We start from the raw sequence: 22,725 nt of genomic DNA, 5'->3' as shown, positions 1-22,725 counted from the left end.
GCCCTCACTGTGTCATGACGCGACGAGCCATGCCGCCGCATCCGGCGGCAGCGTCGAACCAACACCGGCCACCGACGCCAGCACCACGTGATGACCGATCGGCAGATCGACGGGGACGTCGCCGGTGTTCACCCAGCACTGCGCAGTACTGCGCGCGAAGGCCAGCACATCGGGCGAGACGGTCAGCCACCGCACGTCACCGGTGTCCACCCACAAGCTCGGCCGCGACGCCAACGCGGCGCGGTACAGCTCGAGGAACGATCCGGGATCGTCGTCCTGGGACGCCACCGTGTACGCCGCCCAATGCCCGGGCTGCGGCAGCCAGGTCGGCACCGCCGTCGGTGAAAAGCCATACGGCGCAACAGAACCCGACCACGGCAGCGGCACCCGGCAACCGTCCCGGCCCACATCGGTGAAACCGGACTGCACCCACGTCGGATCCTGACGGACCTCGTCGGGAATGTCCTCGACCTCCTCGAGGCCGAGTTCTTCACCCTGATAGATGTACGCCGTTCCGGGCAACGCCAACTGCAACAGCGCGCATGCCCGCGCCCGCCGTCGGCCCAGTTCGTGGTCGGCCTCCTCTTCGGCCCATCGCGCACGCTCCCAGTCGGTCTCGACCAGACCGTTCGGCTGCGACCGCGAATACCGCGTGACGGTGCGGGGCACATCGTGATTCGACAGCACCCACGTTGGCGGGGCCCCCACGGACGCGGCCGCCGATATCGCGTCGTCCACAACGGTCCGGAGAATCGTCGCGCGCCACGGCGCGCGCAGGAAGTCGAACTGGAACGCGGTGTGCAGTTCATCGGGGCGGAGATACCGGGCGAGTCGCTCGTTGCTCGGAACCCACGCCTCGGCGATGAAGATCCGCTCCGGCGCATAACGATTCGCCACCGCACGCCACCCGCGGTAGATCTCGTGCACGCCGTCCTGGTCCCAGGCCGGGTGCGCCTGATTGTGTTGCACACCGTCGGTGATGACGCCGCGGTCGGGCAGACCGGCGGCCTTCACCAGACCGTGCGCCACGTCGATCCGGAAGCCGTCGACGCCCTTGTCGAACCAGAACCCCAGCACGTTCTCGAATTCGGCACGGACATCGGGGTGCATCCAGTTCAGGTCGGGTTGGCCGGGGGCGAACAGGTGCAGGTACCACGAACCGTCCTCGACGCGCGTCCAGGCCGGTCCGCCGAAGACGCTCTGCCAGTCGTTGGGCGGCAGTTCACCCCGGCCCGCCCGGAACAGGTAGCGCTCGCGGGCATCGGGCTCGCCGGCCAGGGCGGCCCGGAACCAGTCATGGTGATCCGACGTGTGGTTCGGGACAATATCGAGCAGCACCTTGATCCCGGCCGCGTGCGCGTCGGCGATGAACGCCTGGGCCTCGGCGAGGGTGCCGTAGGACGGCTCGATGTCCCGGTAGTCGGCGACGTCGTAACCGGCGTCGGCCATCGGTGACGGATACCACGGGTTGATCCACACTGCGTCGATCCCCAGCGCCGACAGATAGGGCAGCCGGGAGCGCAGGCCCGCGATGTCGCCGACGCCGTCGCCGTTGTCGTCGGCGAAGCTGCGGATGTACACCTGGTACACGACGGCGGTCTCCCACCATGACTTGTTCATCAAATCCTCATCGGGATGCGCGATTTTCGGCTGGCCGCACCTCAGGGTGGGTCCGCGGGGAGAGGCTGTCAACCGCGGGCAACGCGCCGACAGGGGTCTCTGAACGAACTATGAACTGTGCCACACTTGCGCGAGACGGTCAGCAGGTGATCGCCGTTCAGGTCGTGGAGGTTCGATGGCGAAACTTCGGCAGCTGGCCGCCTGCGCCGCCGGCGTGCTGGTGGCGACGGCTCTCGCCGGATGTGCCGGTGATGACGGCGGGACACCGGTGCTCACGTGGTTCGCGATGCCCGACAACGGCGGCGCGGTAACCCGCGCCCAGGACTGCGCGGCGGCCTCTGGCGGCGCGTACCGCGTCCGGGTGGAGACGCTGCCCAACGACGCCACCCAGCAGCGCGAACAACTGGTGCGCCGATTGGCCGCCAAGGACACCTCGATCGACGTGCTCAGCACCGATGTGGTCTACACGGCCGAGTTCGCCAACGCGGGGTTCCTGCGTCCGTTCAGTGCGGACGAGAAACAGAAGCTGACCGACGGGATGCTGGCCGCGCCGGTGGCGACGGGCATGTGGAAGGACACCCTCTACGCCGCCCCGTTCAAGACCAACACGCAGCTGCTCTGGTACCGCAAATCATTGGCCGCCGCGGCGGGAGTGAATCCGGAGAACCCGGATTTCACCTGGGACCAGATGATCAAAGCCGCTGTGGGACAAGGCAAACGCGTCGCCGTCCAGGGCGCGCGATACGAGGGTTACATGGTGTGGGTCAACGCCCTGGTGCTGGGGGCGGGCGGACACATCATCACCAACCCCGAAGCGGGACGCAACGCTACCCCGAGTCTGGCGAGCGAGGCCGGCGCGAAGGCGGCCGAGATCATCGGCAGCCTGGCCCGCTCCCCCGCTGCGGCCGCGGACCTGTCGACCGCGAAAGAGGAACAGGCGCGGGCAACCTTCCAGGGCGACAACGGCATGTTCATGCTGAACTGGCCCTACGTGCTGGCCGCCGCGCGCAGCGCCGTCGAGGAGGGCACGCTGAGCCAGGACGTGGTCGACGACATCGGATGGGCGCGTTACCCGCGGGTGTTCCCCGACAAACCGAGCCAGCCGCCGCTGGGCGGCGCGAACCTCGCCATCGGCGCGTACACCCGCCATCCCGATCTGGCGGTCCGGTTGGTGGAGTGCGTCAATGCGCTGCCGAAGGCCACGCAGTACATGCTCGACGAGGGTGAGCCGTCACCGTACGAGGCGTCCTACAACGATCCCAAGGTCCGGGAGAAGTACCCCAACGCCGACCTGATCCGCGACTCGATCGGCGAGGGCGGGCCACGGCCCCTGACGCCGTACTACGTCGACGTCACCGGCTCGGTGATCCAGACCTGGCATCCGCCGGCCTCGGTGAACAGCGATACACCGCAGCGGGCCGACCAGTTCATGGCCGACGTGCTCAACGGAAGGCGGCTGCTGTGACGACCATCGACGAGCGCGCCAAACACTCTGCGTCGCACCGGGCCACGGTCAGCAGCCGGCTGCGCGGCGAGCGCCGCCTGGGAACCTGGCTGACCCTGCCGTCGTATGTGGTGATGCTCCTGGTGACGGCCTACCCCCTGGTGTACGCACTGTTCCTGTCGCTGTACAACTATCGGTTGACCGATCCGGCGGGCCGCACGTTCGTCGGTCTGCGGAACTACGGGGTGATCCTGACGGATCCGGTGTGGTGGAACGACTTTGCGACCACGCTGTTCATCACCGTCGTCACCGTGGCCATCGAATTGGTGCTCGGCTTCATGTTCGCCTACGTGATGCTACGGATCATCCGCGGCCGCGGCCTGATGCGCACCGCCATCCTGATCCCGTACGGCATCGTCACCGTGGTCTCCGCATTCGTCTGGCGCTACGGCTTCGCCATCGACTCCGGGTTCGTCAACGGCTGGCTACACCTGGGCGATTTCAACTGGTTCGGCGAGCGTTGGTCGGCACTGTTCGTCATCTGCCTGTCGGAGATCTGGAAGACCACGCCGTTCATCTCGCTGCTACTGCTGGCCGGTCTGGTCCAGGTGCCCGAGGACATGCAGGAGGCCGCCCAGGTCGACGGCGCCACGGCCTGGCAGCGGCTCTGGAAGATAACGCTGCCGAACATGAAGGCCGCGATCATGGTGGCACTGCTCTTCCGCACCCTGGATGCGTGGCGGATCTTCGACAATCCGTTCGTGATGACCGGCGGCGCGAACAACACCGAGACCATTTCGTTCCTGGCCTACCGGCAGAACGTGACGCTGGTGAATCTCGGCATGGGGTCGGCGGTTTCGGTGCTGCTGTTCCTGTCGGTGGTGCTGATCGCCTGGATCTTCATAAAAGTCTTCAAGACCGACCTGTCACAGGTGAGGGGCGACGAATGACCTCCCCAGCGAGCCGACGATGCGGGCCGAGGCACGAGGCCCGAGGAGGAGCGAGCGAATGAGCGCCAGATCAACACGCTGGTGGACCATTGCCGGCCTGGTCATCGTGGTCTACAGCTTCTTCCCGCTGCTGTGGATGATCATGCTGGCCTTCAAGCCGGCGTCGGACATCGTGTCGGGCAAGCCCCAATTCCTGCCCACCTCATGGACGTTCGACAATTTCACCGAGGTCTTCGGCCAACCACTTTTCACCCGCGCGCTGATCAACTCGATCGGCATCGCCCTGATCGCCACGTTCCTGTCGGTCATCATCGCGATGTTCGCCGCCTATGCCATCGCCCGGCTGGACTTCCCCGGCAAGAAGGTGCTGCTGTCGCTGGCACTGGCCATCGCGATGTTCCCGCAGGCCGCGCTGGTCGGCCCGCTGTTCAACATGTGGCGCAACCTGGGCATCTACGACACCTGGATCGGGCTGATCATCCCTTACATGACTTTCGCCCTGCCGCTGTCGATCTGGACGCTGTCGGCGTTCTTCCGGCAGATCCCGTGGGAGATGGAGCACGCCGCCCAGGTGGACGGCGCGACGTCATGGCAGGCGTTCCGGAAGGTGATCGTGCCGCTGGCGGCACCGGGCGTGTTCACCACGGCGATCCTGACGTTCTTCTTCTGCTGGAACGACTTCCTGTTCGCGATCTCGCTGACCTCGACCGACAATGCCCGCACCGTGCCCGCGGCGCTGGCCTTCTTCCAGGGCGCCTCGTACTTCCAGTCCGCGGTGCCCTACATCATGGCGGCCTCGGTCGTCGTGACCATCCCCGTGGTGATCCTGGTGCTCGTCTTCCAGCGCCGGATCGTGGCGGGCCTGACCTCCGGAGCGGTGAAGGGATAACCATGGCCGAAATCTCGATGCGCAACATCGTCAAGCGGTACGGCGACGGCTACCCGGCCGTCAACGACATCAGCCTCGACATCGCCGACGGCGAGTTCATGATCCTGGTCGGGCCGTCCGGATGCGGTAAGTCGACGCTGCTGCGGATGATCGTCGGGCTCGAGGACATCACCTCCGGCGAGATGTACATCGGTGGAAAGCTGGTGAACGACAAGGCACCCCGGGACCGCAACCTGGCGATGGTGTTCCAGAACTACGCGCTGTACCCGCATCTGACCGTATTCGAGAACATCGCCTTCCCACTGCGGCTGTCGGGCAAGCTGTCCGACGCCGAGATCCGCAGCCGGGTCGAGGACGCGGCCCGGACCCTCGAGTTGCAGGAGCATCTGGACCGCAAGCCCGCCAACCTCTCCGGCGGTCAGCGCCAGCGCGTCGCGATGGGCCGAGCGATCGTCCGGCAAGCGGACGCGTTCCTGTTCGACGAGCCGCTGTCCAACCTGGACGCCAAGCTGCGCGGCCAGATGCGCACCGAGATCCTGCGCCTGCAGCGCCGTCTGGGCGTCACCACGGTGTACGTCACCCATGACCAGACCGAGGCCATGACGCTGGGTGACCGGGTCGCGGTGCTGAAAAAGGGTGTGCTGCAACAGGTCGCGTCGCCGCGGGAACTCTACGAGAACCCGGTCAACCTGTTCGTCGCCGGGTTCATCGGCTCACCGCCGATGAACTTCGTGCCCGCCCGGATCCAGGGCGACCAACTCGAACTGCCGTTCGTGTCAGTGCCACTGCGGCCGGAGTGGGAGCACCTGGGCGGCGGCGACACCGTCTTCATCGCCGGTATCCGGCCGGGCAGCTTCGAGGACGCCACCCTGGTCGATGCGGTGAAGGCCGGGCGCGGTGCGACATTCGCCGTCGACGTGGACGTCACCGAATGGATGGGCAACGAGCAGTACGCTTTCGTGCCCTACGATGCCCCGGCGGACATCTCCGCGCAATTGGCGCGGCTGGCCAACGATCTGGACAGCGAACACCTGCGGACCCAGATCTGCGTGGAGCTCGATCCGGCCAGCCAAGTCGCACCGGGCAGCCGGGCCGACATCTGGCTGGACACCTCTCGGATTCATCTGTTCGATCCGAGAACCGGCGAAAACCTCACCCGCACAGCGTCGGCGGCGGCAACCGCCTGAGCCGTGCGACCGCCGGAGCTGCGCCTGCGGGCGCCCACCCCCGGTCTACTGGCCCTGCCCTGGGACCTACCACTGGCGCAGTGGTTGATGCCCGACGTTCCCCTGCGTGACGTCGCCGTCGGCCCCAGCCGGCATCTGGTGAAGTTCGTCGACTGCGACGGCGCGCTATGGGCGGTCAAGGAGCTGCCGCCGCGGCTGGCCGTCCGCGAGTACGACGTGCTGCGTCATCTGGAAGAGTTGTCGCTCAACGCCGTTCGCCCGGCCGGGGTGGTGGTTCAGCCCGACTTCGGCACCGCATTGATGGTCACGCGCTACCTCGAGGGCTCCTGGCAGTACCGTCGGCTGTTCCTGCGACTGCCCCCCGATCAGCCGCGCCAGCGGGACCGGCTGTACGACGCGATGGCCTCGCTGTTGGTCGAACTGCACCGGCACGGCGTGTTCTGGGGTGACTGTTCCCTGGCGAACACCCTGTTCTCCCGGGACGGCCAGGTGCTGCAGGCCTGGCTCGTCGACGCCGAGACCAGCGAGGTGCACCCCCGGCTCTCCGACGGGCAGCGCGAACTCGACGTCGACATCCTGGTGGAGAACGTCGCTGCGGGGCTGGACGACATCGCCGCCCGGCTGGGCCGCTCGGCGGAACTTCGGGCCACTCTGCTGACCGAGGCCATCGACATCCGCCGCCGCTACCAGACGCTGTGGGAAATCCTGCACAGCGAACCGGTTTTCGGCTTCGCCGACCGCTACCGGGTGGAGGGCACCATCCGCCGACTGCATGAGCTCGGCTTCGCCGTCGACGAAGTGACGCTGCGGCCCAGCGGGACGGCGGGCAACGATCTGCGGCTGCACGTGGCCGTCGGCGACCGCCGCTACCACGCGACCCACCTGCACGCTCTGACCGGGCTCGACGTCGGCGAGGGCCAGGCCCGCATCCTGCTCGGCGAACTGCACGCCTACCAGGTGCAGCTGAGCCGGGAAGGGGGCGAGGACGTCAGCGAGACCACGGCGGCGCAGCTGTGGCTGCGGGAGATCGCCCTGCCGGGCATGGATCGCGCGCATGCTGCCGTCGGCAACACCGGCACCCCGATCCAGGCGTACTGCGACCTGCTGGAGGTCCGCTGGCTGCTGAGCGAGCGCGCCGGGCACGATGTGGGTACCGAGAAAGCCCTTGCCGCACTGGGACATAACGTCGTGCCAACCGATTCGGCGGCGAAGTTGGTGGTGGTCGAGACTCCCACCGAACCGTTCGAGGTCGTATTCGACGAGGACTTCGAGGACGATTAGGTGACCCGGCGCAGGGCGTCGGGCGTCAGATCGGCCAGCGTCGGGTAGCCGTCGACCGCCATGATCAGATCGGCCTCGGCGAGCAGGGAACGCAGGACGTGCACGATGCCGTCGACACCGCCGAGCGCCAGCCCGTAGGCGTAGGGCCGCCCGATCCCGACGGCGCTGGCGCCCAGGGCCAGCGCCTTGATGATGTCCGCACCGGAACGGATTCCGGAGTCGAACAACACCGGCAGGTCGCCGGAGGCCGCCACCACGCCGGGCAGGCAGTCGATGGCGGGCAGCCCACCGTTGGCCTGCCGCCCGCCGTGATTGGAGCAGTAGATGCCGTCGACCCCGTAATCGATTGCACGCCTGGCATCTTCGGGATGACAAATCCCCTTGAGGATCAGCGGCAGCTTGGTCAGCGACCGCAGCCAGGTCAGGTCGTCCCACGTGAGCGATTTGCCGAAGACGCTCGCCCAGAACATGACGGCCTCACCGGGGGGCATGCCCCCAGAAAACTCGGCCAGGCCCGCCTTCTGCCGGAACACCGGGTCGCTGGTGTAGTTGGCCAGGCAATGCCCGCGCAACTGCGGGAAGTTCGAGGTCGCGAGATCGCGGGGACGCCAACCGGGGATCCAGGTGTCCAGCGTGACCACAATGCCCGCGTAACCCGCGGATTCGGCGCGGTGGACCAGACTCTCCGCGATCTCCCGGTCGGTCGGACAGTACAGCTGGTAGAGCCCCGGGGTGTCGCCGAATTCCGCGGCGACGTCCTCCATCGGATCCGCGACAAGGGTGGACGCGCACATCGGTACGCCGGTCGCTGCGGCGGCACGGGCGGTGGCCAGGTCGCCGTGAGCGTCCTGCGCGCACAGCGCGATCACGCCGATGGGTGCCATGAAGATCGGTGCCGGCCAACGCTTTCCCCACAGTTCGACCGACAGGTCCCGCTCGGTGGCGCCGACGAGCATGCGGGGCATCAGACCCCAGTTCGCGAAGGCGGTCGCGTTGACGTCCTGGGTGCGTTCGTCACCCGCCCCGCCGGCGACATACGACCACACCGATGGCGGCAACGCCTGCTGCGCGCGGGCCTCGAGTTCGGGATACGACATCGGCAGCTTCGGCAGGACGCCGGTGAGTCCCTGGAAGTAGATCTCGTACTGGTAGGCACCGAACGGAGTGGTCATGCGAAATCCTTTGCGACTTCGGCGGCACGCCGAAGCTGGTCGACATCGGAACTGGTTGGGATCAAGTGGATCTCGTCGCACCCGATGGCCTCGAACGCCCTGAGTTGGGCAGCCAGTTGGTCCTCGGATCCGGACCACCCGGTGGTGGGGGCGATTGCCTCGACCAGATCGGCCGGGATCCAATTCATGTAGCGCAACAGATGCCGACGAACCTGATCGCGGGCTGCCTCCGGCTCGCCGAGCGCGAACCAGAACGAGGTCGCCAGATGGGGCGCGGGTTTGCCTGCCTGGGACCAGGATTCGCGTGCGACGTCGAACAGCGCGTTCTCCTTCACGGTGTCGAGATCCATGGAGATGCCGGCCAGGCCGTCGGCCCAGGACGCCGCGCTGCGTACGGTCTTCGGTCCGATGGTGCCGACCAGCAGTCGGGGTCCGCCGGGCTGCGCCGGCGCCGGGCCGACCGGCAGCACCGACTCGGTGATCTTCTCCCCCGCCCACACCCGCCGCATGATCCCGACGCGCTCGGCCATGGCCCGCATGGTCTGGGTGCTGGGATCGGCGCCGACGGCGTGGTAATCCTCGTGGCGACCACCGACTCCGATGCCGACGGTCAGCCGGCCGCCGCAGAGCATGTCGGCGGTCGCCAGGGCCTTCGCGCACATCACGGGATCGTGCAACTGGGGCACGATCACCGTCGTCACCAATTCGACCCGGTCGGTCCAGGCCGTCAGGGCGCCCAGCAGCGTCAGGCTGTCGGGGTTGGTGAAGGCGATCCGCTCACCCCAGCACAGCGATGAGAACGGACCGTCGTCGACGATCTGCGCCCACGTCCGCAGCGTCGCGGCGTCCAGGTCCGGTTCCATCACCGGCAGTGTCATCCCGACGTGCACGTGGCCGATTGTGGCACGACGTCCCCGGCCACCGGGGCGGGACCGGTCAGGCGGTGGGTCTCACTTCGCCGGATCCTTGTGCGCCCGTACCGGTCCGCCGCCCGGAGGCGGTTGGAGCAGGTTGCCCCGGACACTGCCGCGCGTCGTGCGGATCGCCACCAGCACCCAGGTGCTCAGCAACCCGAGGTAGGCGATCACCGCGGCGTAGCGGAACGCGGGCAGATGGGTGTGCAGCGCGAGTTGGGTGGTGCCGGTGACGAAGGTGCCGACCGGGAAGGTGAGGCTCCACCACGTGAGCGCGAACGGCATGCCGCGCCGCATCGTCCGGATCGTCAGCGTGGCGGCCAAGGCGATCCACAGCACCGCGAAGCCCCACACCGGGACGCCGAAGATGATCGCGAAAGCGCCCAGGGATTGGGCGATTTCGGGCTCCACCGCCAGGGCGGCGTTGGTGCCGAGCAGGCCCACGACGGTGATCGCCTGGCCCAGCGGACCGAGCACGATCCACAACGTCGGCACCCGCGCGGTGCCCGACGTGCCGTACAACGCCAGCCGGCTCCAGATCATCGAGATGATGATCAGCGAGGCGACCAGCGACAGGCCGAACATCGCGTAGCAGCCGTACAGCATCGTTTGGCGGCCCGTTCCCGGCGCCATGTGCGGGATGAGCAGGGCGCCCGTGGCGGCGGAAACCATGGGCGGCACCACGGGCATCAGCCAACCGCCGAACGCCGAGTCGGGTTCGACATTGTGCTGGGTGAACATCAGGAACGGGATGCTCACCGCGGTGAACAGGCCGCCGATGGTGCCGGCCGTCCAGAGCACCCACGCCGCGTCGACGGCGACGCGTTCGCCGATCAGCCGATACCCGACGAGCAGCGCACCCGCGGCAACCGTCAGCAGCGCCATCGGTGCCGCGCCGTAGAAGTGGGCCATCTGCGGATTGCGGGCGTGCGTACGCGCGACCCTCGGATTGCGCAGCCAGTGGCCGCCGACCACGGCGACGAGGACCAGGAGAAGCAGTGCCGCGAACACCCACACGATGTCGGTGAACACCCGCAGTCCCGGGAGGTGGGCCGGCAGGGTGGCGCCCGCGGTGGCGACGATCCCGGTGCCCATCACCGAGGCGAACCAGTTGGGCCCGATGTTGCCCAGCACCTCGACACGATGCTGCTGGCGTTCCGTCATGGCCATAGCTTCACAGACGCCCCGTTGTTTCGTGCGTCACATTTGCGGGCAGCCGAAGGAAATGGCTACAGATGATTCGCAACCCGAGGTGACCGACGACGCGAAGGAGGCCGCGGCCGACATGGCCCGGGCCTACGAGGACCGGCCGACGGTGGTGCTGCCGGGCTCGCACGGCACGGTGTCGGGTACCGCCGTCAACGACTGGCTCGACGAGGACGGCAATCCCAAATACGGCAAGGATCAGGCAGCCGACGAGTGAGTCATTCGCGGTGCCCTCGGGTGGCTTCCTGCGCGCGGTAGTCGTCGGCCATCTGGGCGACATGCCCGGGCAGCTCGCCTGCGGCGACGTCTGCGAGCGTCGTGCGTTCGAGGACGGATCGCATGCTCGCCCGGAGGGCGCGCCACACGTCCGTCAGCGCCGCGGTGGGGCCGGCATACGGCAGATCGCCGAGGCCGATGTCCCGAACGCTGGCCAAGGGCCCGTCGATGCACCGCAGGACGTCGGCGATGCTGATCTGCGCGGCGGGCCGGGCAAGTTCGTAGCCGCCGTCGCGGCCGCGCTGGCTGCGCACCAGCCGATCGGTGCGCAGGTCCGAGAGAATGTCGACCAGGAACTGCGGCGGGATGCTCTGGGCCTTGGCGAGGTCGTCGGTCTTGACCAGGACGCCAGGCTCTTCGGTGGCCAGTTGGACCATGGCGCGGACGGCGTACTCCGCCTTGGCCGACATGCGCATGGGTCAATTGTGTCATTTCAGGCCGGATTAATCAGGAATGGTGCGTTGTCCACAGTTGCGACTTCGTCCACAGATCTACCTCCCGCCAGCACAGCTCGCGTCTCTTCGAACGGTTGTGCGAATACCGTGGGGTCATGTCCGCGCCCCCTGCCTACCTGCCGCCCGATGTGGCACGCGCCCGCGTGCGTGCGGAGTTGGACGCGATCGATGCAGCACTCGAGCGGCTACGCGAATGCTCCACCGACGAGGTCGGCAACGCGTTCCGGATCGAGCTGGCCGATCGGCTCGAAACCCAGGACCGGGTGAACCGCGGACTGATGTACCGGGTGTTCGGGCAGATCGCCGAGCCGCCCGACGGGCCCGGCCCATCGTGCGGGGTGAAGGTCCGCGATCTATTGCGCAAACGGCTGCGGATCACGGCCAACGAAGTCACTCGCCGAATGAAACTGGCCGCCCGGATCTGCCCGCGGCGCGCTTTCAACGGCGAAACCCTGCCGGCCGAACTGCCCGAGTTGGGCGCCGCCGTCGATGCCGGTGAGCTCAGCGAGGAACAGATCCGCGAAGTGTGCAAGGCAATGGATCTGCTGCCGAAGGTGGTCGATGCCGAGAACCGGGCCAAAGCCGAACGGACGCTTGTGCGGCACGCCCGGGTCGAAGACCACCAGTTCGTCGCGACGGTAGGAAAGGCGCTGGCCGAGGAGCTGAATCCGGAAGGCTTCTTCGACGACGTCGACCGGCAGAATCGTCGCGGACTGGTACTCGGTCCCCAGGGCCCCGACGGCATGAGCAAGCTGCACGGCTACCTGACCCCGGAGGCCCGGGCCTACTTCGAGCCCATCGCCGCGGCGATGCGGCCCGGCCATCACCTGCCCGAATCCGATCAGACCGTGGTCGATGCGTCGATGGACACCCGGACGAAATCCCAACGGCTGCATGACGCATTCGCGTGGGGAATGCGGACAGCGCTCGCGTCGGGAAACCTCGGCACTCATCGCGGGCTGCCCGTCACCGTCATCACCACGACGACGCTGGCCGAGCTCGAGCAGGCCGCCGCCGCGGTCGCCAACCCCGATATCACGATGCCGGGTCCCGCGCGCACCGGCGGTGGATCGACGCTGCCCATGCGCGATCTGATCGCGATGGCCGCCAACGCGATCCACTATCTGGTGGTCTTCGAGAATCATTCCCAGCGGCCGTTGTACCTGGGCCGCAGCCACCGACTCGCCACCCCTGATCAGCGAATCGTCTGCTATGCAAGGGATCACGGCTGCACGCACCCGCGCTGCGCAGAGCCGGGCTACCACTCGGAGGTCCATCACGCGCCGGTGGACCACGTCAACAGCGGGCCGACTGACGCCGACAAGCTCTTCTTCGCCTGCGGCCCGTCGCACAAGGCCGCTACCGACGGCACCTACACCACCGAGATCACCGACGATGGCCGGTTGGCCTGGTCCGATGGCACGGGTCCGCCGGAGGTCAACCATCTACACCATCCGCAAGAGCTCATCGCCGAGGACGAACACCTCACCGATGACGAAAGTGGTTGAGCATGAGATCATCTCGTGGCGGTGGGGGTGGGCGACGTCAACGACATACCGGTGTAGACCTCATCGAGGATCGCCGGGAGCATCGCATTGGCCGTCGTCCGGCCATCGGCGTCCAGCGTGAGATTGGTCCAGATCACCAGCGTCACATCGTTGTCCGGGTCATGGCCGATGAAGGAGTTGAATCCGGGCAGTTCCCCGCCGTGGTAGTACATCGCCGCGTGGGGGCCGAACCGCTGGTAGGAGATGCCGTAGCCATATTTCTTGCCGTCGGGCTCCGCGGGATCCTCGGCCCGCAGACTGGCCAGCCACTGCTTCTGGACGTCGGCGCCGAACACCCGACCGGAGACCAGCGCGCGGATCCAGGTGGCCAGATCGTCGGCGGTGGAGATCGCTCCGCCGGCCGCGGTGGCGTACGACGAGTTCTGCTGCGTGTAGTCCACCGGCCGCAGTGCTCCGGACCGCGCCGCCGCCTGGAGGTCGGCGGGGTAGGGGTCGTCGGCGAGCGCGTAACGCGTTACACCGTACATGTATCCGTGCGAGAACGGCGGGGAGATGGCACCGGCGTCGGCCGCCGCCGGCAGCGACGTCTGGCGCAGGCTCAGCGGGCCGAACAACCGATCCTGGAACTGGTCGGCCAGTGAAAGGCCGCCGGCCTTCTCGGCGACCAGACCCAGTAGAGCGTAGTTGGTGTTGTTGTACTCGTAGGACGTGCCGGGGGCGAATTCCGGCGGGTGCCGGAAGGCGATCTCCAGACCCTCCCGTGGCGTCCACACCTTGGCGGGATCGGCGTCGAGGGTGGCGGCGAATCCCGGATCGGCGGTGTAGTTGTACAGGCCGCTGCGCATCTCGAGCAATTGCGCGAGGGAGATGTTGTTGCCGTTGGGCACATTCGGCACGTATTCGGCGACCGGATCCGTGAGGCGCAGTTTGCCGTCCTGGGCCAGCAGCATGATCAGCGCGGCGGTCATCGTCTTGGTATTGGACGCGATCCGGAAATGGGTGCCCGCTGTCGGAGGGGTCTGGGTGTCCAACTCGGTGGTGCCGACGGCCGCGGTGACGTTCCCCTGGGGCGTGCGCAGGACGACCACCGCACCGGGCACGCGCACCTGCTCGGCCAGTCTTGCAACGACGGCCTGCAAGCCGGACGCATCGATCGGCCTCAGCGCGGAACTGGTGGTCGAGGTAGCCGCGCAACCGGCAAGCAGCAGCGCGGTAGCCACCACGCGGACGGCATGCGCGAGCATCAGTCCGGCAGTGTCGCCGCATCGGGCACCACGACGGCGAACAGGTCGGCCATCGCCGCCAGGCTCGCCGACTGCATCGCGGCGGCGGGCACCTCCGCACCCAGCGCGGGAAGTGGGCGGGTCGCGGTTGCAGCGGCCACCACCGTCGGCGCGTAGCCCAGGTTGAAGGCGCCGCGGGCGGTGGAGTTCACGCACATGTGGGTCATGAACCCGGCCAGCACCAAATTGCTGACGGCGCGTTCCTTCAGCAGCTGATCGAGATCGGTCTGCACGAACGAGTTCGGATAGTTCTTGACCACCACCGGTTCCCCCGCGCGCGGCGCCACCCGCTCGACGATGGCGCCGATGTCGGTGCGAACGTCGTACGGCGAGCCCGGGCCCGCGTCGTGCTGGATGTGGATCACGGGCACCCCGGCCACCCGGGCCCGCTCCAGCAGGGTCGCGGCTTCGTCCAGCGCCCCCTGCACGCCGTCGAGTTCCATCACACCGGTGGTGTAGGTGTTCTGGCAGTCGATCAGGATCAGCGCGGACTCGGCCAGGCCGGCGGGCGCGGGTGACAGTCCGGACAGGGTGCGCAGTGTCGGGTGCTCGGGCATATGGCCAAGCTACGCCTGGCCGGTCACCGCCAGCACCGCATCGGCGTACTCGGGCCGGCAGACGATCAGATCCGGCAACTTCACGTCCACCTGGTTGTAGACCAGCGGTGAGCCGTCGATGCGGGAGGTGTGCAGCCCGGCGGCCCGGGCCACCGCGACCGGAGCCGCCGAATCCCACTCATATTGACCGCCGGCGTGCACGTAGATATCGGAGATGCCCTGCACCACCGAGGCGACTTTCGCTCCGGCAGAACCCATTTCGACCAACTCACCGCCCAGGGCGTCGCGCACGGCCAGGGCGATCGCCGGTGGCCGGGTCCGCGACACCACGATTCTCGGAGTTGCCGGCGCCGACGGCGGCGCGGCCACGTCCGGCGTGGCCAGCGTCACCCCCTGTGCGGGCAGCGCGACGGCCCCGGCGACCAGTTCGCCCTCCTGCCAAAGAGCTACGTGCACCGCCCAGTCGTCGCGCCCGAGTTCGGAGAACTCCCGGGTGCCGTCCAGCGGGTCCACGATCCAGACCCGCTTCGCGGTCAGCCGAACCGGGTCGTCCACACCTTCTTCGGACAACACCGCGTCGCCGGGCCGTTCGGCAGCCAGCGCGGCCATCAGGAAGTCATGGGAACGCTTGTCCCCTACCGCTTTTCGCTCGTCGGCGGTGGCGTCGGCCAGCTCGGACCGCACCCCGAGCAGCAGCTCTCCCGCGGCGGCCGCCAGGCGTGCCGCCAGTTCGTGATCGCTCACGATTCGCGCTCCAGCAACTCGACCACCCGTTGCGCCAACTCGTCCGGCGCATGCTCGGGCGTCAGCCTCAGGTCGGGATTCTTCGGGCGCTGGTAGGGGCTGTCGATACCGGTGAAGTGGGTGATCTCCCCGGCCCGGGCCTTCTTGTACAGGCCCTTGGGGTCCCGCTTCTCGCAGTCCTCGAGCGGGGTGTCGACGAACACCTCGAGGAATTCGATCCCCGCGTCGGCGTGCACCTTGCGGGCCAGGTCGCGGTGCTCCTCGAGCGGGCTGATCGCCGGCACCATGACGGTCAGGCCGGCGTCGGCCATCAGGGTGGCGATGTGGGCCAGCCGGCGCAGGTTCTCGGCACGGTCGGCCATCGAGAACCCCAGGTCCGCATTGAGTCCGTGCCGCAGGTTGTCACCGTCGAGAATATATGCGGGACAACCATGTTCGAGGAGTTTCTGTTCGACCAGCACCGCGATCGACGATTTGCCCGAGCCGGACAATCCGGTGAACCAGAGCGTGCGGCCCTTGGTCAGCCGGTCGCCGGCGGTCACCAGCGACTGATGCCGAACGGTGTTCGGCGTCGCGGCACGGGTTGCGGCCGGCGTGGTGTCGCGGACCATACCGGCGGCCACCGTCACATTGGTGTCGGGGTCGATCAGGATGAAGGAACCGGTTGCGGAGTTGCGCGAATACTCGTCGAGCAGCACCGGCACCTGCGTGCGCAGGGTGACGCGGCCGAGTTCGTTGAGCTTCAACGCCGTTGCGCTCTTGTCGCGGTGCAGGGTGTTGACGTCGAGCCGGTAGTCCAGGCCGACCACCCGGGCCCGCGTGGTGCGGGTGGTGTGCTTGACGACGTACTCACGGCCGGGCTCGAGCGCCGCGTCGTCGGCCATCCAGCACACCGTGGCGTCGAATTCGGTGGTCGCCGCCGGCTGGTTGTTGGGCCGGGCCAACATGTCACCGCGGGAGATGTCGATGTCGTCGGCCAGGCTGACCGACACCGCCATCGGCGGGAAGGCCTCCTGCACCGGGCCGGACGGGCCGTCGATGGTCGTGATGCGGCTGGACTTTCCGCCCGGCAGCACCACCACCTCGTCACCGGGGCGCATCACGCCGGAGGCGACGGTGCCGGCGTAGCTGCGGTGGTCGGCATGCTCGTGGGTCATCGGCCGGATCACGTACTGCACCGGGAACCGCACGTCGACCAGGTTCCGGTCGCCGGCGATGTAGACGTCCTCGAGATGGCTCAGCAGCGCCGGGCCGTCGTACCACGGGGTCTTGTCGGACTTGGCGACGACGTTGTCGCCGGTGAGCGCCGAGAGCGGGATGGAGGTCACGTCGTGAATGTCCAGACGAGCCGCGAACGCATGGAACTCGTCGCGGATGAACTCGAAACGCTCACGGTCCCAGTCGATCAGGTCCATCTTGTTGACTGCCAGCACAATGTGCTGCACCCCCAGCAGCGAGGCCAGGAAAGCATGCCGGCGGGACTGTTCGAGCAGCCCGTGCCGGGCGTCGACGAGCACGATCGCCAGCTGCGCGGTCGAGGTTCCGGTCACCATGTTGCGGGTGTACTGGATGTGCCCCGGAGTGTCGGCGATGATGAATTTCCGCTTGGCCGTGGCGAAGTAGCGATACGCCACGTCGATCGTGATGCCCTGCTCACGTTCGGCGCGCAGGCCGTCGGTCACCAGCGCCAGGTCGGTGTAGTCGTTGCCCCGCTCGGCGGAGGTCTTCTCGACGGCGGCCAGCTGATCCTCCATGACGGCCTTCGAGTCATAGAGCAGCCGGCCGATCAGGGTGGACTTGCCGTCGTCGACCGAGCCGGCTGTCGCGATCCTCAATAGTGTGGTGTTGGCGGTCATCAGAAGTAGCCCTCCCGCTTGCGGTCTTCCATGCCGGCCTCGGAGATCCGGTCGTCGGCGCGGGTGGCGCCCCGCTCGGTCAGCCGCGAGACCGCGGTCTCGGCGATCACCTCGTCGACGGTGGACGCGGTGGATTCCACGCAACCGGTGCAGGTGACGTCGCCGACGGTGCGGAATCGCACCGAGGCCTCGAACACCGGCTCGTCGGCGCGCGGCTGCATGAACTCGTGGACGGCCAGCAGCATGCCGTCGCGCTGGAACACCGGCCGGTTGTGGGCGTAGTAGATGCCCGGCAGCTCGATGTTCTCGGCGCCGATGTAGGCCCAGATGTCGTACTCGGTCCAGTTGCTCAGCGGGAACACCCGGATGTGCTCGCCCTTGCGGTGCCGACCGTTGTACAGGTTCCACAGCTCGGGCCGCTGCGCCTTGGGGTCCCACTGGCCGAACTCGTCGCGGAAACTGAACACGCGCTCCTTGGCGCGGGCTTTCTCCTCGTCACGACGGGCACCGCCGAACGCGGCGTCGAACTTGTTCTCCCGGATGCCCCGCAGCAGCGTGACGGTCTGCAGCGGGTTGCGCGACGGCCCGTTGTCGACCACGCGGCCCGCGTCGATGTCCTCCTGCACGCTGGCGACCACCAGCCGGAGCCCGTAGCGCGCCACCAGGGCGTCGCGGGTGGCGATGACCTCATTGAAGTTGTGGCCGGTGTCGACGTGCATGACCGGGAACGGCAGCCGCCCCGGCGCGAATGCCTTGATGGCCAGGTGCAGCATGACGATCGAGTCCTTGCCGCCGGAGAACAGCAGCACCGGCCGCTCGAACTCGGCGGCGACCTCGCGGATGATGTGGATGGCCTCGGCCTCGAGCGCGCGCAGGTGGCTCAGCTCGTACTGACCGGCGGCCGGTTGGCCCACCGCAGCTGTGGTCATTGCTTCCTCGTAAAGTTGGTTAGATTTACCAGAATTACTTTCCTAACCCGGTATAGAACCAGTCATCGGGGGCGTCGTCAACCCCCGCGCCTCCACCGCGAGCGTGCACCCTCGAGCATTTCCGTGGCCGGAAAATACCTAAGGGTGCACGCTGGCGGCAGGGAATTTAGAGGGTGACCTCGTCGAGGCGGCCGGTGGCGACGTCGAAGACGAAGCCGCGCAGGGACTCGTGCTTGGTGACGAACGGGCTGGCCTCGATGCGCCGCAGCGACTGCCGGACATCCTCGGCCAGATCGGTGAACGATTCGGCCGCCCATTCCGGCTTTATACCCGTCTCGTCCTGGATCTTCCGCTTGAACTCGTCGTCGGTGAAGGTCAGCATGCCGCAGTCGGTGTGGTGGATCAGGATGATCTCGCGGGTGCCCAGTAGGCGCTGACTGATGGCCAGCGAGCGGATCTCGTCGTCGGTCACCACCCCGCCGGCATTGCGGATGACGTGCGCCTCACCGTCGGCCAGGCCGAGAATCCGGTACACGTCGAGCCGGGCGTCCATGCAGGCCACCACGGCGACATGCTTGCTGGGCGGCAACGGAAGCGGGCCCGTGAATGTCTCCGCGTACTTCGCGTTGTTGGCCAGGTATTCATCGGTGACAGTCATGGGTACCGACGCTACGCGCGGGCGCGCCCCCGGACACCGACTCCGCGCAGCCTGAACGAAACTGCCGGGCGGATCTCTTACCCTGTGCGCATGACGCGATTCCTCGCGCGCCGGCTGCTGAACTACCTGGTGCTGCTGGCCCTGGCATCGTTCCTGACGTTCAGCCTGACCTCGGTCTCATTCACGCCGCTGGACAGCCTGCTGCAGCGCAACCCCCGTCCCCCGCAGTCGGTCATCGACGCCAAGGCCGCCGAACTGGATCTCGACCAGCCGATCCCGCTGCGGTACGCGCACTGGGCGGCCGGCGCCATCCATGGCGACTTCGGCACCACGGTCACCGGCCAGCCCGTCGCCGACGAACTCGGCCGGCGGATCGGGGTGAGCCTGCGGCTGCTGATGATCGGCAGCGTGCTCGGTGCGACGCTCGGGGTGCTGATCGGGGCGTGGAGCGCGGTGCGCCAGTACCGCCTGTCCGATCGCCTCATCACCGCGGTATCCCTGTTGATCCTGTCGGCCCCTACATTCGTGATCGCGAGCCTGCTCATCCTGGGGGCCAACCGGGTCAATTCCCTTCTGGGCGTGCAACTCTTCTCCTACATCGGCGAGACGTCACCGGATGTCACTGGCGTCGGGGCCCAGCTGGTGGACAGACTGCAGCATCTCGTCCTGCCGACCACGACGCTCGCGCTCGGGGCGATCGCCGGCTACAGCCGCTACCAACGCAACGCGATGCTCGACGTCCTCGGGCAGGACTTCATCCGGACCGCACGCGCCAAGGGCCTCACGCGGCGGCAGGCGCTGTTCAAACACGGGCTGCGCACCGCGCTGATCCCGATGGCGACCCTGTTCGCGTACGGCGTCGCGGGCGTCGTGACCGGCGCGGTGTTCGTCGAGAAGATCTTCGGCTGGCACGGCATGGGCGAATGGGTGGTGCAGGGCATTGCGACCCAGGACACCAACATCATCGCCGCGGTGACGGTGTTCTCCGGTGCGGTGATCCTGCTGGCCGGCCTGCTCGCGGACGTCATCTACGCCGCGCTCGATCCGAGGGTGCGGGTGACATGACACAGCCGGCCGTTTTTGCCTCGCGAAATGCCTTGGTGGTGCGCCGGTTCCGGCGCAACCGTCCGGCGGTGGTGTCCCTGGTCGTCCTCCTCGTACTCTTCGTCGGCTGCTATGCGCTCCCGTCGCTGCTGCCGTGGTCCTACACCGACCTGGACTACTACGCACTGCAACAACCACCGAGCACGTCGCACTGGTTCGGCACCAACGCGCTAGGGCAGGACCTGTTGGCGATGACATTGCGCGGCATGCAGAAGTCGATGCTCATCGGCCTGTGCGTCGCGCTGATCTCCACCGCCATCGCCGCGACCGTCGGATCGGTGGCCGGCTACTTCGGCGGCTGGCGCGACCGCGCGCTGATGTGGATCGTCGACCTGCTTCTGGTGGTGCCCAGCTTCATCCTGATCGCGATCATGACCCCGCGGGTCAAGCAGACCGGCAGCGTGCTGCTGCTGATCGTGCTGCTCTCACTGTTCAGCTGGATGGTCAGCTCGCGGATGGTGCGCGGGATGACGTTGAGTCTGCGGGACCGCGAATTCGTCCGCGCCGCACGATATATGGGTGTGTCCAGCTGGCGGATCATCGCCCGGCACATCCTGCCGAACGTCGCCTCCATCCTGATCATCGACACCGCGCTGAATGTCGGATTGGCCATCCTGGCCGAAACCGGGCTCAGCTTCCTCGGTTTCGGCGTGCAGCCGCCCGACGTGTCGCTGGGCACGCTGATCGCCGATGGCACCAAATCGGTCACCACGTTCCCGTGGGTGTTCCTGTTCCCCGCCGGCGTACTGGTGACGATCGTGTTGTGCGCCAACCTGATCGGGGACGGTCTGCGCGACGCCGTCGACCCCGGCTCGGCCACCCTGCGGCGGCTGCGGGGTGGCCGGTGAGCCTGCTGCGGGTGACCGATCTGCACGTCACGTTCCCCACCGACGACGCGCCGGTGCACGCCGTCCGGGGAGTCGATCTGCACGTCGATCCGCGCGAGGTGGTTGCGGTGGTCGGCGAATCCGGCTCGGGCAAGTCGGCCACGGCGATGGCCGTCGTCGGACTGCTACCGGAGTACGCCACCGTGTCGGGATCGGTGCAGCTGCACGGCGAGGAACTGCTCGGCAGGTCCGACCCTGAGTTCTCCCACATTCGGGGCGCGAAGATCGGCACGGTGTTCCAGGACCCGATGTCGGCGCTGACGCCGGTCTACACCGTCGGCGACCAGATCGCCGAGGCCATCACCGTGCATCACCCTTCGACCGGGCGTGCCGCCGCCCGGCGGCGGGCGATCGAACTGCTCGAGCTCGTCGGCATCAACCAGGCCGACCGGCGCGCCCGGGCCTTCCCGCACGAACTCTCCGGCGGCGAACGCCAGCGGGTTGTCATCGCGATCGCGATCGCCAACGATCCCGACCTGCTGATCTGCGACGAACCGACCACCGCGCTGGACGTCACCGTGCAGGCCCAGATCCTCGACGTCTTGCGGACCGCCCGCGACGTCACCGGCGCCGGCGTGCTGATCATCACCCACGATCTGGGCGTGGTCGCCGAGTTCGCCGATCGCGCCGTCGTGATGTACGCCGGGCGGGCCGTGGAAGTGGCTTCCGTGGCCGCCCTCTATCCGGATCGCCGAATGCCGTACACCGCAGGACTTCTGGGATCCTCACCCCGGCTCGATGCCCCGCAGGGCACCCGGCTGGTGCCGATCCCCGGGTCACCGCCCGCGCTGAACGCCCTGGATCCGGGCTGCCCGTTCGCGCCCCGCTGCCCGCTGGCGATCGACGACTGTCGCGCCGCCGAGCCGCCCCTGCTACCGGTGGCCGACGGGCACAGCGTGGCCTGCATCCGCAGCGACGAGGTGTACGGCCGCAGCGCCGCCGACATCTACGGTGTGTCGACGGTGGTGCCGCGCACTACCGGTTGCGCCCCCGATCAGGTGGTGGTCGCGGTGCGCGATCTGGTGAAGACCTTCGAGCTGACCAAGGGCGTCGTGTTCCGCCGCCGTATCGGCGAGGTCCGGGCCGTCGACGGTGTCAGCTTCGACCTGCACCGCGGCCAGACGCTCGGCATCGTCGGCGAGTCCGGCTCGGGCAAGTCGACCACGTTGCACGAGGTCCTCGAGCTGAAGGCACCGCAGAGCGGCAGCATCGCGGTGCTCGGCACCGACGTCGCCACCCTGGACCGCGCGGGCCGGCGCGGGTTGCGCGGCGACCTGCAGGTGGTGTTCCAGGATCCGGTGGCCTCGCTGGATCCCCGGCTGCCGGTGTTCGACATCCTGGCAGAACCGTTGCAGGCCAACGGTTCCGACAAGGCCGCCGTCACCGCGCGGGTATCCGAACTGCTCGAAACCGTCGGCCTACGGCACGCCGACGCGGCACGCTACCCTGGCGAATTCTCCGGCGGCCAGAAACAACGGATCGGCATCGCACGCGCACTCGCCACGGAACCGAAGATCCTCGCCCTCGACGAGCCCGTGTCGGCCCTGGACGTCTCGATCCAGGCCGGCATCATCAACCTACTGCTGGACCTGCAGGACGAACTCGGCCTTTCGTACCTGTTCGTCAGCCACGATCTGTCGGTGGTCAAGCACCTGGCGGACCAGGTGGCAGTGATGCACAAGGGCGTCATCGTCGAGCAGGGACCGGCCGACCAGGTCTTCGCGCATCCGCAGGACGAATACACCCGGCGGTTGCTGGCCGCGGTTCCGGGTCGGTTCCACGGGGACGCCTGACCGCGCAGTTAA

General features: G+C 67.8%; 21 protein-coding genes. 10 read left to right on the top strand and 11 right to left on the bottom strand.

Going from position 1 to position 22,725, the window contains the following annotated elements:
- Window positions 1-12 precede the first annotated feature (12 nt).
- Window positions 13-1,620 (bottom strand): glycoside hydrolase family 13 protein, encoded by a 1,608-nt coding sequence (locus tag U0R18_RS09850; protein WP_526367990.1) that lies wholly within the window; start codon window positions 1,618-1,620, stop codon window positions 13-15.
- 175 nt (window positions 1,621-1,795) lie between these two features.
- On the opposite strand from U0R18_RS09850, the gene U0R18_RS09845 reads away from it, so the two are divergent.
- From U0R18_RS09845 to U0R18_RS09825, 5 genes are read left to right on the top strand one after another with little or no spacing between them, the layout of a single operon-like run.
- Window positions 1,796-3,085, top strand: a complete 1,290-nt coding sequence (locus tag U0R18_RS09845; protein ID WP_526367989.1) for an extracellular solute-binding protein — start codon at window positions 1,796-1,798, stop codon at window positions 3,083-3,085.
- Complete coding sequence (locus U0R18_RS09840) at window positions 3,082-4,014, top strand: carbohydrate ABC transporter permease (RefSeq protein ID WP_526367988.1); 933 nt, start codon at window positions 3,082-3,084, stop codon at window positions 4,012-4,014. Before U0R18_RS09845 ends, U0R18_RS09840 begins: the two co-directional genes overlap by 4 nt.
- 58 nt (window positions 4,015-4,072) lie before the next feature.
- A complete protein-coding gene (locus U0R18_RS09835; protein ID WP_526367987.1) occupies window positions 4,073-4,903 on the top strand; it encodes a carbohydrate ABC transporter permease in 831 nt (276 codons plus the stop codon).
- Between the two features lie 2 nt (window positions 4,904-4,905).
- On the top strand, window positions 4,906-6,090 hold the full coding sequence (locus tag U0R18_RS09830) for an ABC transporter ATP-binding protein (RefSeq protein ID WP_526367986.1): 1,185 nt from the start codon (window positions 4,906-4,908) through the stop codon (window positions 6,088-6,090).
- 3 nt (window positions 6,091-6,093) lie between these two features.
- Entirely contained in the window at window positions 6,094-7,371 is a 1,278-nt protein-coding gene (locus tag U0R18_RS09825; RefSeq protein ID WP_526367985.1) for a DUF4032 domain-containing protein, read from the top strand.
- On the opposite strand, the gene U0R18_RS09820 is transcribed toward U0R18_RS09825, so the two are convergent.
- From U0R18_RS09820 to U0R18_RS09810, 3 genes are all read right to left on the bottom strand, one after another.
- Window positions 7,368-8,543 (bottom strand): lactate 2-monooxygenase, encoded by a 1,176-nt coding sequence (locus U0R18_RS09820; protein WP_526367984.1) that lies wholly within the window; start codon window positions 8,541-8,543, stop codon window positions 7,368-7,370. The two genes, U0R18_RS09825 and U0R18_RS09820, sit on opposite strands and share 4 nt — an antisense overlap.
- Window positions 8,540-9,421: an LLM class flavin-dependent oxidoreductase gene (locus U0R18_RS09815; protein ID WP_526368286.1), complete on the bottom strand. Its 882-nt coding sequence runs from the start codon at window positions 9,419-9,421 to the stop codon at window positions 8,540-8,542. Before U0R18_RS09815 ends, U0R18_RS09820 begins: the two co-directional genes overlap by 4 nt.
- A 72-nt stretch (window positions 9,422-9,493) precedes the next feature.
- The gene (locus tag U0R18_RS09810; protein WP_526367983.1) at window positions 9,494-10,627 is read right to left on the bottom strand and encodes a TDT family transporter; all 1,134 of its coding nucleotides are present in this window, start codon (window positions 10,625-10,627) and stop codon (window positions 9,494-9,496) included.
- A 55-nt stretch (window positions 10,628-10,682) separates the two neighbouring features.
- Between U0R18_RS09810 and U0R18_RS09805 the strand changes: the two genes are divergently transcribed.
- Window positions 10,683-10,880: a hypothetical protein gene (locus U0R18_RS09805; protein ID WP_526367982.1), complete on the top strand. Its 198-nt coding sequence runs from the start codon at window positions 10,683-10,685 to the stop codon at window positions 10,878-10,880.
- 1 nt (window position 10,881) lies between these two features.
- Here the strand turns inward: U0R18_RS09805 and U0R18_RS09800 are convergent, their stop codons facing one another.
- Complete coding sequence (locus U0R18_RS09800; protein WP_526367981.1) at window positions 10,882-11,355, bottom strand: Rrf2 family transcriptional regulator; 474 nt, start codon at window positions 11,353-11,355, stop codon at window positions 10,882-10,884.
- A 134-nt stretch (window positions 11,356-11,489) separates the two neighbouring features.
- On the opposite strand from U0R18_RS09800, the gene U0R18_RS09795 reads away from it, so the two are divergent.
- Window positions 11,490-12,902, top strand: coding sequence for a DUF222 domain-containing protein (locus U0R18_RS09795; protein WP_526367980.1), 1,413 nt, complete (start codon window positions 11,490-11,492; stop codon window positions 12,900-12,902).
- Between the two features lie 8 nt (window positions 12,903-12,910).
- Here the strand turns inward: U0R18_RS09795 and U0R18_RS09790 are convergent, their stop codons facing one another.
- The 6 genes from U0R18_RS09790 to U0R18_RS09765 all read right to left on the bottom strand — a co-directional run bounded on the left by U0R18_RS09790 (window position 12,911) and on the right by U0R18_RS09765 (window position 18,929).
- Window positions 12,911-14,146, bottom strand: a complete 1,236-nt coding sequence (locus U0R18_RS09790; RefSeq protein ID WP_526367979.1) for a serine hydrolase domain-containing protein — start codon at window positions 14,144-14,146, stop codon at window positions 12,911-12,913.
- Entirely contained in the window at window positions 14,146-14,742 is a 597-nt protein-coding gene (locus U0R18_RS09785; RefSeq protein WP_526367978.1) for a cysteine hydrolase family protein, read from the bottom strand. Before U0R18_RS09785 ends, U0R18_RS09790 begins: the two co-directional genes overlap by 1 nt.
- Window positions 14,743-14,751: 9 nt before the next feature.
- Window positions 14,752-15,486: a 3'(2'),5'-bisphosphate nucleotidase CysQ gene (locus U0R18_RS09780; RefSeq protein ID WP_526367977.1), complete on the bottom strand. Its 735-nt coding sequence runs from the start codon at window positions 15,484-15,486 to the stop codon at window positions 14,752-14,754.
- Entirely contained in the window at window positions 15,483-17,342 is a 1,860-nt protein-coding gene (gene cysN, locus U0R18_RS09775) for a sulfate adenylyltransferase subunit CysN (protein WP_526367976.1), read from the bottom strand. Before cysN ends, U0R18_RS09780 begins: the two co-directional genes overlap by 4 nt.
- On the bottom strand, window positions 17,342-18,271 hold the full coding sequence (gene cysD, locus U0R18_RS09770) for a sulfate adenylyltransferase subunit CysD (RefSeq protein ID WP_526367975.1): 930 nt from the start codon (window positions 18,269-18,271) through the stop codon (window positions 17,342-17,344). Before cysD ends, cysN begins: the two co-directional genes overlap by 1 nt.
- A 166-nt stretch (window positions 18,272-18,437) precedes the next feature.
- Complete coding sequence (locus U0R18_RS09765) at window positions 18,438-18,929, bottom strand: beta-class carbonic anhydrase (RefSeq protein ID WP_526367974.1); 492 nt, start codon at window positions 18,927-18,929, stop codon at window positions 18,438-18,440.
- 90 nt (window positions 18,930-19,019) lie between these two features.
- On the opposite strand from U0R18_RS09765, the gene oppB reads away from it, so the two are divergent.
- The 3 genes from oppB to oppD are packed head-to-tail and all read left to right on the top strand — an operon-like array spanning window position 19,020 to window position 22,713.
- The gene (gene oppB / locus U0R18_RS09760) at window positions 19,020-19,994 is read left to right on the top strand and encodes an oligopeptide ABC transporter permease OppB (protein ID WP_526367973.1); all 975 of its coding nucleotides are present in this window, start codon (window positions 19,020-19,022) and stop codon (window positions 19,992-19,994) included.
- The gene (gene oppC / locus U0R18_RS09755; protein WP_526367972.1) at window positions 19,991-20,881 is read left to right on the top strand and encodes an oligopeptide ABC transporter permease OppC; all 891 of its coding nucleotides are present in this window, start codon (window positions 19,991-19,993) and stop codon (window positions 20,879-20,881) included. The genes oppB and oppC overlap by 4 nt, the downstream gene beginning before the upstream one ends.
- Window positions 20,878-22,713: an oligopeptide ABC transporter ATP-binding protein OppD gene (gene oppD, locus U0R18_RS09750; RefSeq protein WP_526367971.1), complete on the top strand. Its 1,836-nt coding sequence runs from the start codon at window positions 20,878-20,880 to the stop codon at window positions 22,711-22,713. The genes oppC and oppD overlap by 4 nt, the downstream gene beginning before the upstream one ends.
- The last annotated feature ends 12 nt before the right edge of the window (window positions 22,714-22,725 follow it).

Origin of the sequence: Mycobacterium sp., from assembly GCF_046330795.1 — a bacterium.
In the GTDB taxonomy this organism is placed as follows: domain Bacteria; phylum Actinomycetota; class Actinomycetes; order Mycobacteriales; family Mycobacteriaceae; genus Mycobacterium.
The sequence above is the reverse complement of the archived record's forward strand: the minus strand, read 5'-3'. Positions and strand labels throughout refer to the sequence as shown.

Coding starts and splice junctions, on each gene's coding strand:
- U0R18_RS09800 (WP_526367981.1), bottom strand. CDS start 11,355: ATGCGCATGTCGGCCAAGGCGGAGTACGCCGTCCGCGCCATGGTCCAA.
- U0R18_RS09835 (WP_526367987.1), top strand. CDS start 4,073: ATGAGCGCCAGATCAACACGCTGGTGGACCATTGCCGGCCTGGTCATC.
- cysD (WP_526367975.1), bottom strand. CDS start 18,271: ATGACCACAGCTGCGGTGGGCCAACCGGCCGCCGGTCAGTACGAGCTG.
- U0R18_RS09805 (WP_526367982.1), top strand. CDS start 10,683: ATGGCTACAGATGATTCGCAACCCGAGGTGACCGACGACGCGAAGGAG.
- U0R18_RS09815 (WP_526368286.1), bottom strand. CDS start 9,421: ATGACACTGCCGGTGATGGAACCGGACCTGGACGCCGCGACGCTGCGG.
- U0R18_RS09830 (WP_526367986.1), top strand. CDS start 4,906: ATGGCCGAAATCTCGATGCGCAACATCGTCAAGCGGTACGGCGACGGC.
- U0R18_RS09795 (WP_526367980.1), top strand. CDS start 11,490: ATGTCCGCGCCCCCTGCCTACCTGCCGCCCGATGTGGCACGCGCCCGC.
- U0R18_RS09790 (WP_526367979.1), bottom strand. CDS start 14,146: ATGCTCGCGCATGCCGTCCGCGTGGTGGCTACCGCGCTGCTGCTTGCC.
- oppC (WP_526367972.1), top strand. CDS start 19,991: ATGACACAGCCGGCCGTTTTTGCCTCGCGAAATGCCTTGGTGGTGCGC.
- U0R18_RS09820 (WP_526367984.1), bottom strand. CDS start 8,543: ATGACCACTCCGTTCGGTGCCTACCAGTACGAGATCTACTTCCAGGGA.
- U0R18_RS09765 (WP_526367974.1), bottom strand. CDS start 18,929: ATGACTGTCACCGATGAATACCTGGCCAACAACGCGAAGTACGCGGAG.
- U0R18_RS09845 (WP_526367989.1), top strand. CDS start 1,796: ATGGCGAAACTTCGGCAGCTGGCCGCCTGCGCCGCCGGCGTGCTGGTG.
- U0R18_RS09810 (WP_526367983.1), bottom strand. CDS start 10,627: ATGGCCATGACGGAACGCCAGCAGCATCGTGTCGAGGTGCTGGGCAAC.
- U0R18_RS09850 (WP_526367990.1), bottom strand. CDS start 1,620: ATGAACAAGTCATGGTGGGAGACCGCCGTCGTGTACCAGGTGTACATC.
- U0R18_RS09785 (WP_526367978.1), bottom strand. CDS start 14,742: ATGCCCGAGCACCCGACACTGCGCACCCTGTCCGGACTGTCACCCGCG.
- cysN (WP_526367976.1), bottom strand. CDS start 17,342: ATGACCGCCAACACCACACTATTGAGGATCGCGACAGCCGGCTCGGTC.
- oppB (WP_526367973.1), top strand. CDS start 19,020: ATGACGCGATTCCTCGCGCGCCGGCTGCTGAACTACCTGGTGCTGCTG.